This is a genomic window from uncultured Sphingomonas sp. (genome assembly GCF_937871615.1).
Lineage (GTDB): Bacteria > Pseudomonadota > Alphaproteobacteria > Sphingomonadales > Sphingomonadaceae > Sphingomonas.
The window spans coordinates 1-16,756 of the sequence record NZ_CALMPA010000059.1 but is presented as its reverse complement, the minus strand read 5'-3'; the positions used below and the strand labels follow the sequence as shown (position 1 = coordinate 16,756).

Genomic DNA, 16,756 nt, shown 5'->3' with positions numbered 1-16,756 from the left:
GGCCAGCAACATTTTGTTGCGTGGCACCCAAGTCTCGGCTCTGATAGCTGGCGCTTATGCAGCTATCCGCCGCCGCCTCCGCCCGCGAGATCCTCGTTCGCCTCCACGATGTCATGGCCGCGCGTTCGAATGCGCAGGCGAAGCTCAATCAGGTGGTGGAGATCATCGGCGGGGCGCTGCACAGCGAGGTCTGCTCGATCTATCTGCTGCGTGAAGGCGTGCTGGAGCTGTTCGCGACGCGCGGGCTGGATACCAGCGCGGTCCACGTAACCAAGCTCGCGCTTGGCGAGGGGCTGGTCGGCACGATCGCGGGCGATGTGGAGGTGCTCAACCTCGATGAAGCCGCGAGCCATCCGCATTTCGCCTATCGCCCCGAAACCGGCGAGGATCGTTTCCAGAGCTTCGCCGGCGTGCCGATCATCCGGCGCGAACGCGCGGTGGGCGTGCTCGCCGTCCAGCATACCGAGGCGCGCAAATATGCCGATGTGGAGATAGAGGCGCTCCAGACGGTCGCGATGGTGTTGTCCGAACTGATCGCCAATGCCGGGCTGATCGACGAAGCGGGCGGGCGCGGCGATGCGCCGCAGCATTCCACCGCCAGTATGCGCATTCCCGGCCAGAAGCTGGTTGATGGCATGGCGGCGGGCTATGCGGTGTTTCACCAGCCGCGCATCACGATCGAGCATACGGTGGCGGAGGATACCGAGGCGGAGCGCCACCGCGTCTATGCCGCGTTCGACAAGATGCGCGAGCAGATCGAACGGATGACGCGCGAGGCCGAATTCGGCGTCGGCGGCGAGCATGAGGAGGTGCTCGCCACCTACAAGATGTTCGCTTATGACGAGGGCTGGGCGCGGCGCATCAACGAGGCGATCGACAGCGGCCTCACCGCCGAAGCGGCGATCGAGCGTGTCCAGCAGCGCACCCGCCAGCGGATGCGCCAGATAGACGATCCGCTGCTGGCGGATCGGATGCACGATCTGGAGGATCTCTCCAACCGGCTGCTGCGCATCGTTTCCGGGCAGATGGGCACCGCCGCGCAATTGGGCCTGAGGCGCGATACGATCCTGATCGCGCGCAATCTGGGGCCTGCGGAACTGCTCGAATATGATCGCCGCCGGCTGAAGGGCGTGATCCTTGAGGAAGGCTCGCTCACCGCGCACGTCACGATCGTCGCGCGGGCGATGGGCGTGCCGGTGCTGGGCCGCGTGCGCGATGTGCGGCGGCTGATCGCGGATGGCGATCTCGTGCTGCTGGATGCCGGCGAAAGCTCGGTCATCGTCCGCCCCTCCAACGCGATGGAGGAGGCGTTCGATGCCAAGCTCGCGCTCCGCCAGAAGCGCCGCGCCGCTTATGCCGCGTTGCGTGAGGTCGCGCCCGAAACGAAGGACGGGCATCGCCTGACCGTGATGGTCAACGCGGGGCTGCGCGATGACGTGGCCTCGCTCGATCTGACCGGCGCGGACGGGATCGGCCTGTTCCGCACCGAATTCCAGTTCCTCGTTTCCGCCACGCTTCCCTCGCGCGAACGCCAGCACCGATTGTATCGCGAGGTGCTCGACGCGGCGGGCGATCGCCCGGTGGTGTTCCGCACGATCGACATCGGCGGGGACAAGGCGTTGCCCTATCTGAAGGATAATCCCGCCGACGAGGAAAATCCGGCGATGGGCTGGCGCGCGCTGCGGCTGGGGCTGGAGCGCGAGGGGCTGATGAAGGTGCAGGCCCGCGCGCTGCTGGAGGCGGCGGCGGGGCGCACGCTCAACGTGATGTTCCCGATGGTATCGGAAGCATGGGAGTTCGATGAGGCGCAGGCGCTGTTCGAGGCGCAGCGCGACTGGCTCGTCTCGCGCGGGCGGCGGCTGCCCAATGAGATACGCTATGGCGCGATGCTGGAGGTGCCGAGCCTTGCCTATCAGCTCGATCTCTTGCTGCCGAAGCTCCAGTTCCTCTCGGTCGGCACCAATGATCTCACGCAATTCCTGTTCGCCGCGGATCGCGCCAATCCCAAGCTGGCGGAGCGTTACGACTGGCTGTCCACCTCGATCCTGCGCTTCCTCGCCAGCGTGGTGGAGCCGGTGCGCGCGGCGGGGGTTACGCTCACGGTGTGCGGCGAGATGGGCGGGCGCCCGCTGGAGGCGATGGCGCTGCTCGGCCTTGGGATCGAGCGATTGTCGATCACCCCGGCGGCGGTCGGCCCGATCAAGGCGATGATCCGCTCGCTCGATCGCGCGGCGTTGATGGCGGAGGTGAGCCGGCTGCTCGCGGCCCCGCCGCGCGATTTGCGCGCCGCGCTGAGCGAGTTCGCCGTCGCGCAGGGCGTTGAATTGGGCTAGATGCTGGATCAGCGACGGGCGCGCGCGATTGACACGCCACGCCGGCTTTGGGACACGTCATTCAATAGTGGGCCTGAAGTATAAGGCAGGGTCGCGGCCCGCAGCCGGAGATATCAATGACCGACGCCGCCACCGGCGAACAGACGACGCTTTTTCCCCGCCCGGTCGGGGAGCGATTGCGTAGCGCGCGTGAGGCACAGGGCCTGACGCTGGCGGAAATCGCCGCGCGCACCCGCGTGCCGCAGCGCCATCTTGAAGCGATCGAGAGCGGCGATTTCGCCTCGCTTCCCTCGCCCACCTATGCGGTCGGCTTCGCGCGCGCCTACGCCCGCTCGGTCGGGGAGGACGAGGTGGAGGTCGCGCGCGAAATCCGCGAGGAGGTCGCGCGCAGCGGGCGACCGACGACGCAATATCAGCCCTATGAGGTCGCCGATCCGGCGCGGGTGCCATCGCGCGGGCTGGTGATCGTTGCTGCTGGTGTGGCGCTGGCTGTCGTCGTCCTCGCGGTATTGTGGTTCGCGGTCGGCATGTGGCGCGGGAATGGCGCTGGCAGTGAGGCGCCGGCTGCGGCGCCCGCGCCCGCCGTCGCCGTCGCGGTTCCCGCCCCGCGCCCGTCCGCCCCGGTCGCCGGGGCAGGGCATGTAACGCTCACCGCGACAGACGATGTGTGGCTGCGCGTCTATGATGCCGATAACAAGACGCTGTATCTCGGCACGATGAAGGCCGGCGATCGTTATGACGTGCCGCCGGACGCGAAGGATCCGAAGATCAACGTCGGCCGCCCGGACAAGCTCACCGTCACGCTGAACGGCTCGGCGCTGCCGCCGCTTGGTGACGGATCGCACCCGATCAAGGATGTCGCGGTCAGCGCCGCCGCGCTCGCCGCGCGTGTCGCGGGCGCGCCCGCCGGGGTTGCCCCCGCGCCGAAACCGACGCCGGAGGCCGCGCCAGCGTCCAGGCCGAACCGGGCCGCCGCACCGGCGGCGGCGCGTCCTCCGGCATTCGTCGATCCGGCGCCGCACGGGGCGGATGCGAATGCGAATGCCGATCCGGCCCCGCCGCTCGGCGCGCGGGATTGATCGCGGGCGGTGGCAATGAAGTCTTGGTTGGCAGGGGGTGCGGTGACGCCCCGGGGGATGACGGCGATGCGCAAACTGGTGTTGTTGGCAGGTGTGGCGATGTGCTGGGCGGTGCCCGCAGCGGCGCAATCTGGGCTGGATGGCCGCGTCGGCAAGCTCGAAAGCGAGATGCGCGCGGTGCAGCGCAAGGTGTTCCCCGGCGGGGCCGGCGCGGTGCCCTCGATGGAACCGCAGATCACCGGCGCGCCCGCGCCCGGTCGTGAGATCGGAACCCCCGCCACCCCGGTGATCGCCGACCTCACCCAGCGCGTCGGCCTGCTCGAAGGGCAGATGGCCTCGATGACCGGGCAGATCGAGCAGACGCAATATCGTATGCGTCAGCTTGAGGAGCAGTTCGCCGCCTATCGCAAGGAAGTCGATGCGCGCTTCACCAGCGCCGCCCCCGCGCCGGGCGTCGGCGGGCCGGGCGAAAGCGCCGCCCCCGCCGCGACCACGCCGCCGCCATCACCGGGCCGGAAGCCGGAGGCGCCCGCGCCGGCAGCGGGCAAGGATCCGGCGCGCGCGAAGCTGCTCGCCGCGATCGAAAAGCCCTCCACCGCGCAGCCCGACGAGGATGATTATATCTACGGCTATCGGCTGTGGCAGGCGAAGCTCTATCCGGAGGCCGCCGCGCAACTGAAAAAGGTCGTCGCCGATTATCCCCGCTCGCGCCGTGCCAGCTTCGCGCAGAATCTGCTCGGGCGCAGCTATCTAGACGATGGCAAGCCCAGCCTCGCGTCGATCGCTTTCTACGACAATTACAAGAAGATGCCCGACGGCGAGCGCGCGCCCGAAAGCCTTTACTACCTCGGCCAGTCGCTGATGAAGCTCAACAAGCCGGCGGATGCGTGCAAGGTCTATGGCGAATTGACCGACGTGTACGGCACGAAGATCAGCGCGCAAATGCAATCCGACATCACCCGCGCCCGCGCAGCCGCGAAATGCAAGTGACGCGTGCGTGGGTGAGGGCGCAATAGCGGCGCGCGAGCTGGCGCTTACGTCGCAGTTGTCGCCATCGGTATGACCGAGCGCCGATCCCGAAAGCGGTCGCCCGTCGACGCGGCGCCGGATGGCTGGAACAGAGGATGACTGGAACAGGGGCATTTCTGCGCGGCGGTTTCCAGTAGCCGGAACCGGATGGCTGCCGCTCATTCACAAGCGGCCCTCAGGATACCGTTGCGGCAGGTCCGCGATCTCCCAACCATATCCGGCTAACCTTTGTCGCTTTTCCACTTCACGGGGATGCGTAGATAGGTGATGCCGTTCGCTTCCGCCTGATCGAAATGACCGGCGCGAATATTTACCTGGATCGAAGGCAGAAGCAGCTTCGGCACCGGCAGGCCAGCATCACGTTTCTCGCGCATGGAAACGAAATCGTCTTCGTTGACGCCGTCATGGACGTGGATGCTTGAGCGGCGCTGCTCGCCCACCGTCGTCTCCCAGCGATAGTCTTCGCGGTCCGGTGCCTTGTAGTCGTGGCACATGAACAGCCGCGTCGCGTCGGGCAGCGCCAGCAGGCGGCGGATCGAGCGATAGAGCGTGCGCGCATCGCCTCCGGGAAAATCGGCGCGCGCGGTGCCGTAATCGGGCATGAACAGCGTGTCGCCGACGAATGCCGCGTCGGCGATCCGATAGGCGATGTCGGCCGGGGTGTGGCCGGGGACGTGCAGCACCTCCACCTCCAGCGCACCGATCGCAAAGCGATCGCCATCCTCGAACAACCGATCGAAGTCCGATCCGTCCGTCTTCAGATCGTCCATCGCGAAGACGGGCCGGAAGATCTTCTGCACGTCGCGGATATGCGCGCCGATTCCGATCCAGGCGCCGGTGTGCGCCTTGATGAAGGGGGCGGCTGACAGATGATCGGCATGGGCGTGCGTTTCCAGCACCATCGCGATCTGCCAGTCATGCTCACGCGCGAAGGCGACGATCCGTTCAGCCGAGCGCGTGTCGGCGACGCCGCTCGCCATGTCGAAGTCGAGTACCGGGTCGATCACCGCTGCTGTCCGCGTCGCGGGGTCGCCGACGAGGTAGCTGATCGTGTTGGTCGGTTCGTCGAAAAAGGCCTCGATGAAGGGTTGGCTCATGAATGTTCTCCGTTAGCTCTTGCTAATATATTAGATGATGCTACATAAGCAACATCTAATGGAGTGGCGACGATGCTCAAGCCGATGGATCTGGCGACTTTCGAGGTGAAAGCCGGGCAGGTTGCCGATACGCTGAAGGCGATCGGCAACGCGCGCCGGCTGATGCTGCTGTGCAAGCTGGTCGAGCATGGAGAGGTGACGGTCGGCGATCTCGCCCGCGATGTCGGGCTGTCGCAATCGGCCTGTTCGCAGCACCTCGCCAGGATGCGTGACGAAGGCCTCGTCACCTATCGGCGTGAGAGCCAGACGCTCTGGTATGCCATCGCGGACGCTCGCGTCGAAACGCTGCTCGCCACCCTCTACCAGCTCTACTGCAAGGATTGATGCGATGACGCTTGCGACCCTTTCTCCCGCTGAAACCCGCGCCGCGATCGACGCCGGTGCGCGCCTGATCGACATCCGCGGCGCCGACGAACATGCGCGCGAGCATATCCCCGGCGCGATGAACGTACCGCTGGACCGGATCGGCGATCTGCCGCGTGACCGGCGCCCGATTGTCTTCCACTGCAAGTCCGGGATGCGCACCGCCGCCAATGCGGCGCAGCTCGGCGCGGCGGCGGATGGCGCCGCTGCCTATATCCTCGCAGGTGGTATCGACGCGTGGCGGCAGGCCGGACAGCCCACCGTCTGCGATCGGTCACAGCCGCTGGAGATCATGCGCCAGGTGCAGATTACCGCCGGTGCCTTGGTGTTGATCGGCGTGCTGCTGGGCGCGTTCGTCTCCCCCGGCTTCTTTGGTCTGTCGGCATTCGTCGGCGCAGGGTTGATGTTCGCAGGCGTGACGGGGTGGTGCGGCATGGCCCACCTGCTGCGGGTCATGCCGTGGAACCGGCGCGCGGTGTCCTGAGGCAATCATGGACGCAGCCGCCATTCTCGCCGCGCTCGTATCGGGGGGCGTGATCGGGCTTATCCTCGGCCTGGTCGGTGGGGGCGGCTCCATCCTCGCCGTGCCGCTTCTGATCTATGTTGTCGGCGTCGGGTCGCCGCACGCTGCGATCGGGACGGCCGCAGTCGCCGTCACGATCAACGCGCTCGCCAGTCTCGTTGGTCACGCGCGCGCCGGGCGGGTGAAATGGCGGTGCGCAGGGGTGTTCGCGGTGTCGGGCATGATCGGCGCGGCGTTGGGCGCGGAACTGGGCAAGGCGTTCGATGGCAAGCGGCTGCTCGTCCTGTTCGGGCTGCTGATGGTTGGGGTCGGCGTGTCGATGCTGCGCAAACGCCGCGCCGCGGAGGCGCCCGATGTACGATTGACGCGCGACAGCGCCGCGATGCTGCTCCCGCGCTTGGTCCCGATCGGGCTGGGCGTCGGGCTTGCCGCCGGCTTCTTCGGGATCGGAGGCGGATTCCTGATCGTTCCGGGGCTGATCCTCGCAACCGCGATGCCATTACCCTTGGCGATCGGTACGTCGCTGGTCGTCGTCAGCGCACTCGGGCTGACCACAGCCACGTCCTACGCCATGTCCGGGCTGGTCGATTGGAGCGTAACCGCGCTGCTGGTCGCGGGCGGGGTCGGCGGGACGATCGCGGGCATCGCACTCGGCAAGATGCTTGGCACTCGCAAAGGGCTGCTGGAGCGCGGCTTCGCCGCCGTGGTGATCGCGATCGGGGGATATATCGTCGCGTCGTCAGCATGACCCCCTTCCTGACGGTTCTCGCGAAGCTCGTTCGCGCAGGAGTTTTCCCGCAATTTGGTTGCCGGGAACCAGGAATGGGAACTGCCGACGCCGCGCGTGGTCGGCAGGTTTCCGGGAAAGCTGCGATTTAATGAATTAGTCGAATTCGGGTCGGGAGCCAGGGTTTGCGCCCGGTGTGAACAACGTCGGCTATCCTGTCATGTTCTCCCGGAAGCGGTGAGGCAGTATCCCAGCACCCCAAACCTCCCGCCCACGAATATCGGTGATTCAATCCGCCCACCTTTCGCGCTAAGCCTGTCTCCATGCCGATGTTCGCTTTCCTCGCTGCCGCCGCGATTCTGTCGCAGGCGGCTCCCGCTGGTGCCGCAGAGCCGAAGACGGTCACCGTCACCGCCCGCTCGACGCTCGATAACGCCTCGGTGCTGGGTGCGGCCAAGGCGTTGAAGGCGGGGGAATATCTGTGGGCGCCGCAGACCGCGCCGGCTGGGCCGATCCTGATGGTCGTCAATCTCGAAACGCAGCGCGCGGTGGTCTATCGCAACGGCCTGCCGATCGCGATCACCACCATCTCCTCCGGCAAGAAGGGGCATGAGACGCCGACCGGCATCTTCAGCGTGCTCCAGAAGGAGAAGATGCACCATTCGAACCTGTACGATAACGCGCCGATGCCGTTCATGCAGCGGCTGACGTGGGACGGGATCGCGCTTCACGCGGGGACGCTGCCGGGGCACGCCGCGTCGCACGGCTGCATCCGCCTGCCGGCGAAGTTCGCGCAGACGCTTTACGGCGCGACCCCGCTCGGCATGACGGTGGTGGTGACGAAGCGTGAAGCGCTGCCCGCCGTGGTGCCCGCCGGGGATGTGATCGCGGCGGCGGCGAAGGGCGGGGCGCCCATCCCCAGCGATCGCGATTTCTGGGAGCCGGCGCGATCGCCGACCGGCCCGGTTTCGATCGTCGTCAGCACGTCGGATCGGGCGTTGTTCGTCATTCGCGGCGGGTGGATCATCGGGCGCGCCGCGATCAACGCCAATCGCAAGATCAGCCACCCCTATCTCTATTCGCTGCAATCCGCCGATGCGGCGGGCGCGCGCCGCTGGGCGCGGATCGGCTTGCCCGGCCAGACGGTGGATGAGGATATGCAGCTTGGCGATATCGACATGACCGCCGCCACCCGCGCGGCGATAGACAGCGTGCTGGTGCCGGGCGCGACGGTGGTTATCACCCCCGATGCGCTGACCGATGTGAGCAGCCTCAAGGATTTCGTGATCGCGAAATAACGGCCCCGCCGGGCGCGCGCGGGATCAGATCGCGCGCACCTCGGTCACTTCGGGCACATAATGCCTGAGCAATTGCTCGATGCCGTTCTTGAGCGTGGCGGTGGACGATGGGCAGCCCGAGCAGGCGCCGTGCATCCGCAGATAGACCTTGCCCTTGTCGAACCCGCGATAGACGATATCGCCGCCGTCGTTTGCCACCGCTGGGCGGACGCGGGTGTCGATCAGTTCGCGGATCTGCGCGACGATATCGGCGTCGGCGGGATCGTCGGCGAAATCCTCCTCCGCGGGCGGGACGGAGAAATCGGCGGACGGGCCGTTGAACAGCGGCATCTGCGCGGTGAAATGATCGAGCAGGATCGCGAGCACATCGGGCTTCAGCCCCGGCCAGTCCACGCCCGGCGCGGCGGTGACGGACACGAAATCGCGCCCGAAGAATACGCCGGTCACGTCGCCCAGCCCGAACAGCGCCTCCGCCAGCGGGGATGCCTGGGCTTCCTCGGGCGTCGCGAAATCGCGGGTGCCGTTATCCATCACGGTGCGACCGGGAAGGAACTTCAGCGTCGCGGGGTTCGGGGTGGCTTCGGTCTCGATCAACATGGATGCAATGTGGAGACCGCCCGCCGCCGGATCAAGGATTCGTTGGGGTTTGTCTTGTCTTGCTCGCGGCGCCGGCCCGCTCCCCCACCCCGCCTCCCATTCAGGATACTGCTGTGGGAGGCGGGGTGGGGGAGCGGGCCGGCGCCGCTACCAAATCAAACGTCGAGCTGCTTCACCGCGGCGTTCCACGTCTGGATATTGTCGCGCGCTTCCTGAACGAAGGCGGATCGGCGGACGACGCGGAGGAACGTCTGCGCGATCCATTTCCCCGGATTGCGCAGGGGCCGCTCGAACTGGATCAGCAGCACGACGCGCGTGCCCCCGGTATCGTTCCACACCTCATGCTGATAGGTGTCGTCGAACACGAGCGTCTCGCCTTCGGACCAGCGCACGATGCGATCGTGCACCCGCATCCGCACATCGCCGTCGCGCGGCACGACAAGGCCGAGGTGGCAGGTGATAAGCCCCTTGGTCACGCCGCGATGATCGGGGATATGCGTGCCCGGCGCGAGGATCGAGAAAAAGGCGGAGTTCAGCCCCGGAATACGCTCCACCAGCGCGGCGGTGTTGGGGCAGCGATCGGCATTCTCGTCGATGCGAAAGCCATAGCCCCACAGGAAGAACGAGCGCCATTTGTTCACCTCCGCGATCGCGCGATGATCGGGCGAGATGGTGGCAAGGCTCGGGGCGGCGTTGCCGCGCAGCGCGACCGCGATCGCCTCGGCGCGGATCGCCTGCCAGTTCTCGCGCAGCATTTGCGTCCAGGCGAAATCGCGCACGTCGAGCACCGGCTGATTCGAAACGAGCGAGGAGGAAGCGATCAGCCGATCGAAGAAGCCGCGGAAATGCTTGCCGATCGAGATAATCAGCGGGCGGCCGCGCGCGGCCTTCATTTCGGCGCCGGGGGCGGGCGCGCCGGAAATGACGTTGAGATCGGGCACCATCAGCGGGTCGGCGGCAAGGGCGCTGCCCGAATTATGCCCCATTCTCTGGGGTGGCTGCCTTAGATCGAGATCCACGCGCTTTTCAGTCCATTCATTGCGCCGGTGGCACAAGTGCCGACGGGAGAACGCAGCGCCACGGCAAAGGGGTCCGCCGGGGCCACGGCCTGAATCGCTACCCCCGGTTCGGGTCCAAAACATGGCGTGAAAACGGAAATGTGGCGTTGATGTTGGGCAGCGTTGCCGATCGACCATGGCGACCGTACAAGTGGGGGCATGTCGTTCCTGATCCGCGCGGTGGCGACGCCGCTGGCCGCCTTCGCCCTCGTCGCCAACGCCGCCGCGCCCGCCCCGGTCGCGCGCGCCAAAAAGGCGGTTGCCGCCGCGCCGGCGCCGGTAACGGTCGATACCGCGCCATGGCTGTTCGAGCGATCGGATATCCCGCCCGATCCGCAATGGCATTTCGGCAAGCTTTCCACGGGGCTGCGCTATGCCGTGCGCAAGAACGGCGTGCCGCCGGGGCAGGTCGCGGTGCGCGTGCGGATCGACGCGGGCTCGCTCAACGAGCGTGATTCGGAACAGGGCTATGCCCATCTGATCGAGCATCTTTCGTTTCGCGGCTCGAAATATGTGCCCGATGGCGAGACGAAGCGGGTGTGGCAGCGGTTCGGCGCCACCTTCGGATCGGATTCGAACGCGCAGACCACGCCGACGCAGACGGTGTACAAGCTCGATCTGCCCGCCGCGACCGAGGATACGCTTGGCGAAAGCCTGAAGATCTTCGCGGGCATGATGGCGGAGCCGGCGATCACCGAAAAGGGCCTCGCGTCGGAACGGCCCGCCGTGCTCGCGGAGCAGCGCGAGGCGCCGGGGCCGCAGGTGCGCTGGTCCGATGCGATGCGCGCCTTGTTCTTCGCGCATCAGCCGCTGGCGGATCGCTCGCCGATCGGCAGCGTGAAGACGCTGGAGGCCGCGACCCCCGCGACGATCCGGGCGTTTCACGATCGCTGGTATCGCCCGGCACGCACGGTGGTCATCATTTCCGGCGATATCGACCCGGCGATCGCGGCGAAGCTGATCGTCAAGAATTTCGGAAGCTGGCACGGCAAGGGGCCGAACCCGGCGGATACCGATTTCGGCAAGCCCGATCCCGCCGCGCCCGAAACCGCCACGATCGTCGAGCCGGCGCTGCCCCCGGTCGTCTCGATGGCGGTGCTGCGGCCGTGGATCGCGCGCGACGATACGATCATCTTCAATCAGAAGCGTTTCATTGATTTCCTCGCCGTGCGCGTCATCAATCGCCGGCTGGAGACGCGTGCGCGCGCGGGCGGCAGTTTCCTGCAAGCCTCGGTCAGCCTCGATGACGTGTCGCGCTCCGCCAACGTCACCTTCGCCAATATCCTGCCGGTCGGCGATGATTGGCACGCGGCGATGAAGGATGTGCGCGCGGTGATCGCGGATGCGATGGCGCGCGCGCCGACCCAGGCGGAGATCGAGCGCGAATATGCCGAATTCGATGCCGCGATGCGCAACGATGTCGGCACCGCGCGGGTGGAGGCGGGGGCGAAGCAGGCCGACGATATGGTCGGCGCGCTCGATATCCGCGAAACGGTCGCCGGGCCGCAGGAATCATACAACATCCTGAAACAGGCGCATGACAAGGGCATGTTCACGCCCGAGGCGCTGCTCGAATCCACCCGCCGCATCTTCGCCGGCACCGCGACCCGCGCGATCGTCAACACCCGCACCGCCGACGGCGCGACCCCGGCGGCGGTGGCCGCCGCGCTCAGGGAGGATGTGTCCGGGCTGGTCGGCAGCCGCAAGGATCAGGCGAAGGTGGATTTCTCGCGCCTGCCCCGGCTGGGCAAGCCGGGCAAGGTGAAGTCGCGGGAGTTGGCGGGCGATCCGGGGCTGGAGAAGATCGTCTTCAAAAACGGCGTGCGCATGTTGCTCTACGCCAATTCGTCGGAAACCGGGCGCGTCTATCTGCGGGTTCGCTTCGGGCGCGGTTATTCGACGATGCCCTCGAAGGTGCCCACCCCGGCGTGGGCGGGGGATATGGCGCTGGTGCCGTCGGGCATCGGCGATCTCGATCAGGGCGATCTCGATGCGCTCACCAACGGGCGGCGGATCGGCATGGATCTCGATGTCGCCGACGATGCGTTCACGTTCAGCGCGATGAGCACGCCGGGCGATTATGCCGACAATCTGCTGCTGATGGCGGACAAGCTCGCCTTCCCGCGCTGGGATGCCGCGCCGGTGATGCGCGCGCGCGCGGCGATGCTCGCGGGTTATCCGGGGCTCGATGCCTCGCCCGATGGCGTGCTGAGCCGCGAGCTTGAACGCCGCATCCGCGATGGCGACGTGCGCTGGGGCACCCCTGCGCAAAGCGAGGTGGAAAAGCTGACGCCCGAAAACTTCCGCGCCTTCTGGGAGCCGGTGCTGGCGAAGGGGCCGATCGAGGTGGACGTGTTCGGCGACGTGAAGGAGGATGAGGCGATCGCGGCGGTCGCGCGCAGCTTCGGCGCGCTCAAGAAGCGCAAGGACGATAAGGTCCCGGTCGTGCCGGTGAACTTTCCGGCGCATGTCGACAAGCCGGTGATCCTCACCCACGGCGGCCCGGAAACCCAGGCCGCGGCGGTGATCGCCTGGCCGACCGGCGGTGGGGCGGCGGATCATGCCGAGATGCGGCGGCTGGATATCCTCGCCTCGGTTTTCGCGGATCGGCTGTTCGATCGGCTGCGTTCGGTCGCGGGGGCGAGCTATAGCCCCTCGGCGCAGAGCCAGTGGCCGCTCGGCATGGCGAGCGGCGGGCGGATCATCGCGGTGGGGCAGGTGCAGCCGGACAAGGTCGATCTGTTCTTCCGCCTCAGCCGCGAAATCGCGGCCGAACTGGCCGCAAAGCCGATCGACGCGGATGAATTGCGGCGCACCGTGGTGCCGACGCTGCAATATCTCGCGCGTGCCTCCTCGGGAAACCAGTTCTGGCTGATCCAGGCGAACGGCGGGGCTTATGACCCCGCGCGGCTCGAATCGCTCCATTCGATGGTCGATGATATCGCGAGCATCACGCCGGAAAATCTTCAGGCGACGGCGGCGAAATATCTCCGCCCCGACAAGGACTGGACGCTCGCCGTGCTCCCGCGCGGCAAGAGGGATGCGGCGGCGAAATAGGCTGCCCCTGAGCCGGGGAGCAGAGTCCACCCGTTCGCCCTGAGCCTGTCGAAGGGCTGCCCTTCTTCCGAAGAAGGCGGTGCCCCGCCAAGTTTGGGGACTGGCCCGCCAGTTACCGGGCGGCCCCCGCTTACCGATACAGTGCTTCCAGCCGCTCGCCGTAAACCTCTTTCAGCACATGCCGCCTGATCTTCAGGCTCGGCGTCAATTGCTCGTTCTCGATCGCGAACGGCTCGTCCGCCAGAATGAAGCGGCGGATGCGCTCGATCACCGACAATTCCTTGTTGGTGCGATCGACCGCGGCGCTGATCGCGTTGCGATAGGCGGCATTGTCCGCCAGCGCGGCGGCGTCGTTCGCCACGCCGTTTTCCGCGCACCATTCCTGGGTCCATTCCGGATCGGGCACGATCACCGCCACCATATGCGGCTTGCGATCGCCGGCGATCATCGCCTGCATGATCTCGGGCTGGAGTGTCAGCAGCCCCTCCACCTTCTGCGGGGCGACATTGTCGCCCTTGTCGTTGATGATAAGGTCTTTCTTGCGGTCGGTGATCCTGATCCGCCCGCGTTCGTCGATCTCGCCGATATCGCCGGTGTGGAGCCAGCCATCGCGCAGCACGCGCGCCGTTTCCGCCTCGTTGCGCCAATAGCCGTGCATGACGAGTTCGCCGCGCACCAGGATTTCGCCATCCTCCGCGATCCGCACCTCGGTATCGGGCAGCGGCGGGCCGACCGAATCCATCCTCAGCCCCGCCGCCGGGCGGTTGCACGAGATCACCGGCGCGGCCTCGGTCTGCCCATAGCCCTGAAGGAAGGTGACGCCGAGCGACTGGAAGAACACGCCCACCTCCGGCGTCAGCGGCGCGCCGCCGGAGACCATCGCCTTCATCCGCCCGCCGAATTTCTTGCCGATGCGCGGCTTGAACAGCGTGTCCACCAGCAGCGCCCTTGGCCGGTCGGCCAGCCCCAGCCGCCCCTCATAGCGTTTCGCGCCGACGTCCAGCGCCATGCCGAGCAGCTTCCGGCTCAGCCCGCCCTGTTTCTCGATCGCCTTGGTGATGCGGGTGCGCAGCACTTCGAACAGGCGCGGCACGACCACCATGATCGTCGGGCGCACCTCCTCCATGTTCGAGGCGAGCTTCTCCAGCCCCTCGGCATAATAGATCTGCCCGCCCACCCCGATCGGAAAATACTGCCCGCCGCTATGCTCATAAGCGTGGGAGAGCGGGAGGAAGGAAAGGAACACCTCGTCGCCCCAGCCGAAATCCTCCGCGATGATCCGGGTGCAGCCGGCGACATTGTGCAGGATCGCGCCGTGATGCTGCATCACGCCGCGCGGCGCGCCGCCCGTGCCGGAGGTGTAGATGATGCACGCCAGATCGTTGCGCCCGAAGCGCGTCGCGGCCTCCGTCGCCGCCGTCACGGGATCGGCGGGATGCGTGGCGATCAGATCGTGCCAGTCGAGGCAGGTGATGCCCGCCTGGCGCAGCCGTGGCTGGTCGATGCCGATCACGATTTCCGCATGGGTGGTGCGCACCACCGCGCGCATCACCACATCGGCGAGCTTCTGGTTGGAGACGATCACCGCGCGCGCGCCGGAATTTTCGATGATATGCGCGTGATCGCGCTCGGTATTGGTGGTGTAGGTCGGCACGGTGACGCAGCCGGCGGCCATGATCGCCAGATCGGAGATGCACCATTCGGGGCGGTTCTCGCTCACCAGCATCACGCGGTCGCCGGGCCGCAGCCCCGATGTATTCAGCGCGGCGGCGAGGCTCGCCACCTGGCGCGCCGCCTCGGCCCAGCTCGTCGCCTGCCACTGCCCGTCGCGCTTCGCCCACAGGAACGGCGCATCGCCGCGTTCGCGCGCGCGCGTGAAGAACATGGTGACGAGATTGGGGAAATGTTCGAGCGTTCGCATATCCTCTCCGGGATGCCCGATTTTCGGGCCTTTGTCTTGTCTCGGCGGTTTCTAGGCCGGATCGCGCGGCGGGGCCAGCCGGCGTGGACGCCGCCGCCGCCGCCCGCTATCCCCGCTTCAATCAAAAAGGTCGCAGGGAGCGCGCAATGAGGCTGGTAAAGACGCTGTATTCCACCGTTTTCGCGGTGGCGCTCGGCGCGTGCGCGGTAAGCGCCGCGCCGCCGGTTTCCACCGCGCCGGTCACCGCCGCGCCCGCCGCCACCGCGCGGATTTTCGTCGCGGCGGCCAATCCGCTGGCGGCTGAAGCGGGGATGGCGGTGTTGCGGCGCGGCGGCAGCGCGGTGGACGCGGCGATCGCGGTGCAGGCGATGCTCTCGCTGGTCGAGCCGCAAAGCTCCGGCATCGGCGGCGGCGCGTTCATGACCTATTACGACGGCGCGACGCGCGGCGTGACGATCTACGACGGGCGCGAAACCGCCCCGGCGGGCGCGACGCCGGATATGTTCCTGGACGATAATGGCCGCCCGCTGCCGTTCCCGGTCGCGGTGCTGAGTGGCCGGTCAACCGGCGTGCCCGGCGCGGTGAAGATGCTCGCGCTGGCGCATGACAGCCACGGCAAATTGCCGTGGCGCGATCTGTTCGGCGATGCGGAGCGCACCGCGCGCGATGGCTTCATCGTCTCGCCCCGGCTCGGCAAATTTCTCGGCAGTTCGCTCTACCCGCAATCGTCCGCGCCCGATGTCCGCGCCTATTTCGCCAAACCCGGTGGCGGGCTGGTCGGCGCGGGCGATCGGCTGCGCAATCCCGCCTTCGCCGCCTTCATCCACCGGCTGGCGAATGAAGGGCCATCCGCGCTCTATGCGGGCAGCACGGCGCGGGCGATCGTCGATCGCGTCCATGCCGGCGCGCACCCCGGCACGATGACGCTCGCCGATCTCGCGGGCTATCGCCCGGTGGTGCGCGAGGCGTTGTGCGGACCGTATCGCGTCTATCTCGTCTGCGTGCCGCCGCCGCCGTCGAGTGGGGTGGGGCTGCTCCAGTTGCTCATGCTGCTCGGCCATACCGATATCGACAAGCGCGGGCCGCAGGATCCCAAGGCGTGGTTCCAGTTCGCCGAGGCGAGCCGGCTGATGTACGCCGATCGCGATCGCTATGTCGGCGATCCGGCGTTCGTCCGCGTGCCGGTCGCCGGGCTGCTCGATCCGGCCTATGTCGCGAGCCGCGCGGCGCTGATCGGCGAGCGCGCCGGCCCGCCGCCCGCCGCCGGCACCCCGCCGGGGGCGACGCTCGCCGGGGTCGATCGCACGCTCGAGCCGATGGGCACCTCGCATTTCATCGTCGGCGATGCGCACGGCAATGTCGTGTCGATGACCACCACGGTCGAATCGATCTTCGGCTCGGGGCGGATGGTCGACGGCTTCTTCCTCAACAACCAGATGACCGATTTCTCCTTCACCCCGCGCGATTCCGACGGGCGGCCTGCGGCCAATGCGGTCGCCGGGGGCAAGCGCCCGCGCTCGTCGATGACCCCGCTGGTGCTGCTCGACGGCGAGCGCGGCTTCGCCGGCGCGCTCGGCTCGGCGGGGGGCAATGCGATCCTCGCCTATGTCGGCA

13 protein-coding genes are annotated in these 16,756 nt (G+C 67.3%); 9 read left to right on the top strand and 4 right to left on the bottom strand.

The annotated features are described in order from the left end of the window. The first annotated feature begins 56 nt into the window (after positions 1 to 56). The 3 genes from ptsP (at position 57) to Q0316_RS16350 (ending at position 4,402) form a co-directional block, all read left to right on the top strand. Positions 57 to 2,333, top strand: coding sequence for a phosphoenolpyruvate--protein phosphotransferase (gene ptsP / locus Q0316_RS16360; protein WP_298674369.1), 2,277 nt, complete (start codon positions 57 to 59; stop codon positions 2,331 to 2,333). Between the two features lie 116 nt (positions 2,334 to 2,449). Then, the gene (locus Q0316_RS16355; RefSeq protein ID WP_298674368.1) at positions 2,450 to 3,412 is read left to right on the top strand and encodes a helix-turn-helix domain-containing protein; all 963 of its coding nucleotides are present in this window, start codon (positions 2,450 to 2,452) and stop codon (positions 3,410 to 3,412) included. A 66-nt stretch (positions 3,413 to 3,478) separates the two neighbouring features. Beyond that, the gene (locus tag Q0316_RS16350; RefSeq protein ID WP_298674367.1) at positions 3,479 to 4,402 is read left to right on the top strand and encodes a hypothetical protein; all 924 of its coding nucleotides are present in this window, start codon (positions 3,479 to 3,481) and stop codon (positions 4,400 to 4,402) included. Positions 4,403 to 4,662: 260 nt separating this feature from the next. Here Q0316_RS16350 and Q0316_RS16345 read toward each other — a convergent pair whose 3' ends face one another. After that, positions 4,663 to 5,538: an MBL fold metallo-hydrolase gene (locus tag Q0316_RS16345; RefSeq protein WP_298674366.1), complete on the bottom strand. Its 876-nt coding sequence runs from the start codon at positions 5,536 to 5,538 to the stop codon at positions 4,663 to 4,665. Positions 5,539 to 5,610: 72 nt separating this feature from the next. Here Q0316_RS16345 and Q0316_RS16340 point away from each other — a divergent pair, with 72 nt between their 5' ends. From Q0316_RS16340 to Q0316_RS16325, 4 genes are all read left to right on the top strand, one after another. Then, complete coding sequence (locus Q0316_RS16340) at positions 5,611 to 5,922, top strand: helix-turn-helix transcriptional regulator (RefSeq protein WP_298674365.1); 312 nt, start codon at positions 5,611 to 5,613, stop codon at positions 5,920 to 5,922. 4 nt (positions 5,923 to 5,926) lie between these two features. After that, a complete protein-coding gene (locus Q0316_RS16335) occupies positions 5,927 to 6,445 on the top strand; it encodes a rhodanese family protein (RefSeq protein WP_298674364.1) in 519 nt (172 codons plus the stop codon). Between the two features lie 7 nt (positions 6,446 to 6,452). Continuing rightward, positions 6,453 to 7,232 carry a sulfite exporter TauE/SafE family protein gene (locus Q0316_RS16330; RefSeq protein WP_298674363.1) on the top strand — a complete coding sequence of 260 codons (780 nt, stop codon included), beginning with the start codon at positions 6,453 to 6,455 and terminating at the stop codon, positions 7,230 to 7,232. A gap of 302 nt (positions 7,233 to 7,534) precedes the next feature. Next, complete coding sequence (locus Q0316_RS16325; RefSeq protein ID WP_298674362.1) at positions 7,535 to 8,509, top strand: L,D-transpeptidase family protein; 975 nt, start codon at positions 7,535 to 7,537, stop codon at positions 8,507 to 8,509. A gap of 24 nt (positions 8,510 to 8,533) precedes the next feature. Here Q0316_RS16325 and Q0316_RS16320 read toward each other — a convergent pair whose 3' ends face one another. After that, on the bottom strand, positions 8,534 to 9,106 hold the full coding sequence (locus tag Q0316_RS16320; protein ID WP_298674361.1) for a NifU family protein: 573 nt from the start codon (positions 9,104 to 9,106) through the stop codon (positions 8,534 to 8,536). A 155-nt stretch (positions 9,107 to 9,261) separates the two neighbouring features. Continuing rightward, a complete protein-coding gene (locus Q0316_RS16315; RefSeq protein ID WP_298674360.1) occupies positions 9,262 to 10,092 on the bottom strand; it encodes an aspartyl/asparaginyl beta-hydroxylase domain-containing protein in 831 nt (276 codons plus the stop codon). Positions 10,093 to 10,323: 231 nt separating this feature from the next. Here Q0316_RS16315 and Q0316_RS16310 point away from each other — a divergent pair, with 231 nt between their 5' ends. Then, positions 10,324 to 13,221 carry a pitrilysin family protein gene (locus tag Q0316_RS16310; RefSeq protein ID WP_298674359.1) on the top strand — a complete coding sequence of 966 codons (2,898 nt, stop codon included), beginning with the start codon at positions 10,324 to 10,326 and terminating at the stop codon, positions 13,219 to 13,221. 130 nt (positions 13,222 to 13,351) lie between these two features. On the opposite strand, the gene Q0316_RS16305 is transcribed toward Q0316_RS16310, so the two are convergent. Beyond that, positions 13,352 to 15,142 carry a long-chain fatty acid--CoA ligase gene (locus Q0316_RS16305; RefSeq protein WP_298674358.1) on the bottom strand — a complete coding sequence of 597 codons (1,791 nt, stop codon included), beginning with the start codon at positions 15,140 to 15,142 and terminating at the stop codon, positions 13,352 to 13,354. A gap of 146 nt (positions 15,143 to 15,288) precedes the next feature. On the opposite strand from Q0316_RS16305, the gene Q0316_RS16300 reads away from it, so the two are divergent. Next, positions 15,289 to 16,756, top strand: a 1,468-nt coding sequence (locus Q0316_RS16300; RefSeq protein ID WP_298674357.1) for a gamma-glutamyltransferase family protein, incomplete at its 3' end; no start/stop codon positions are given.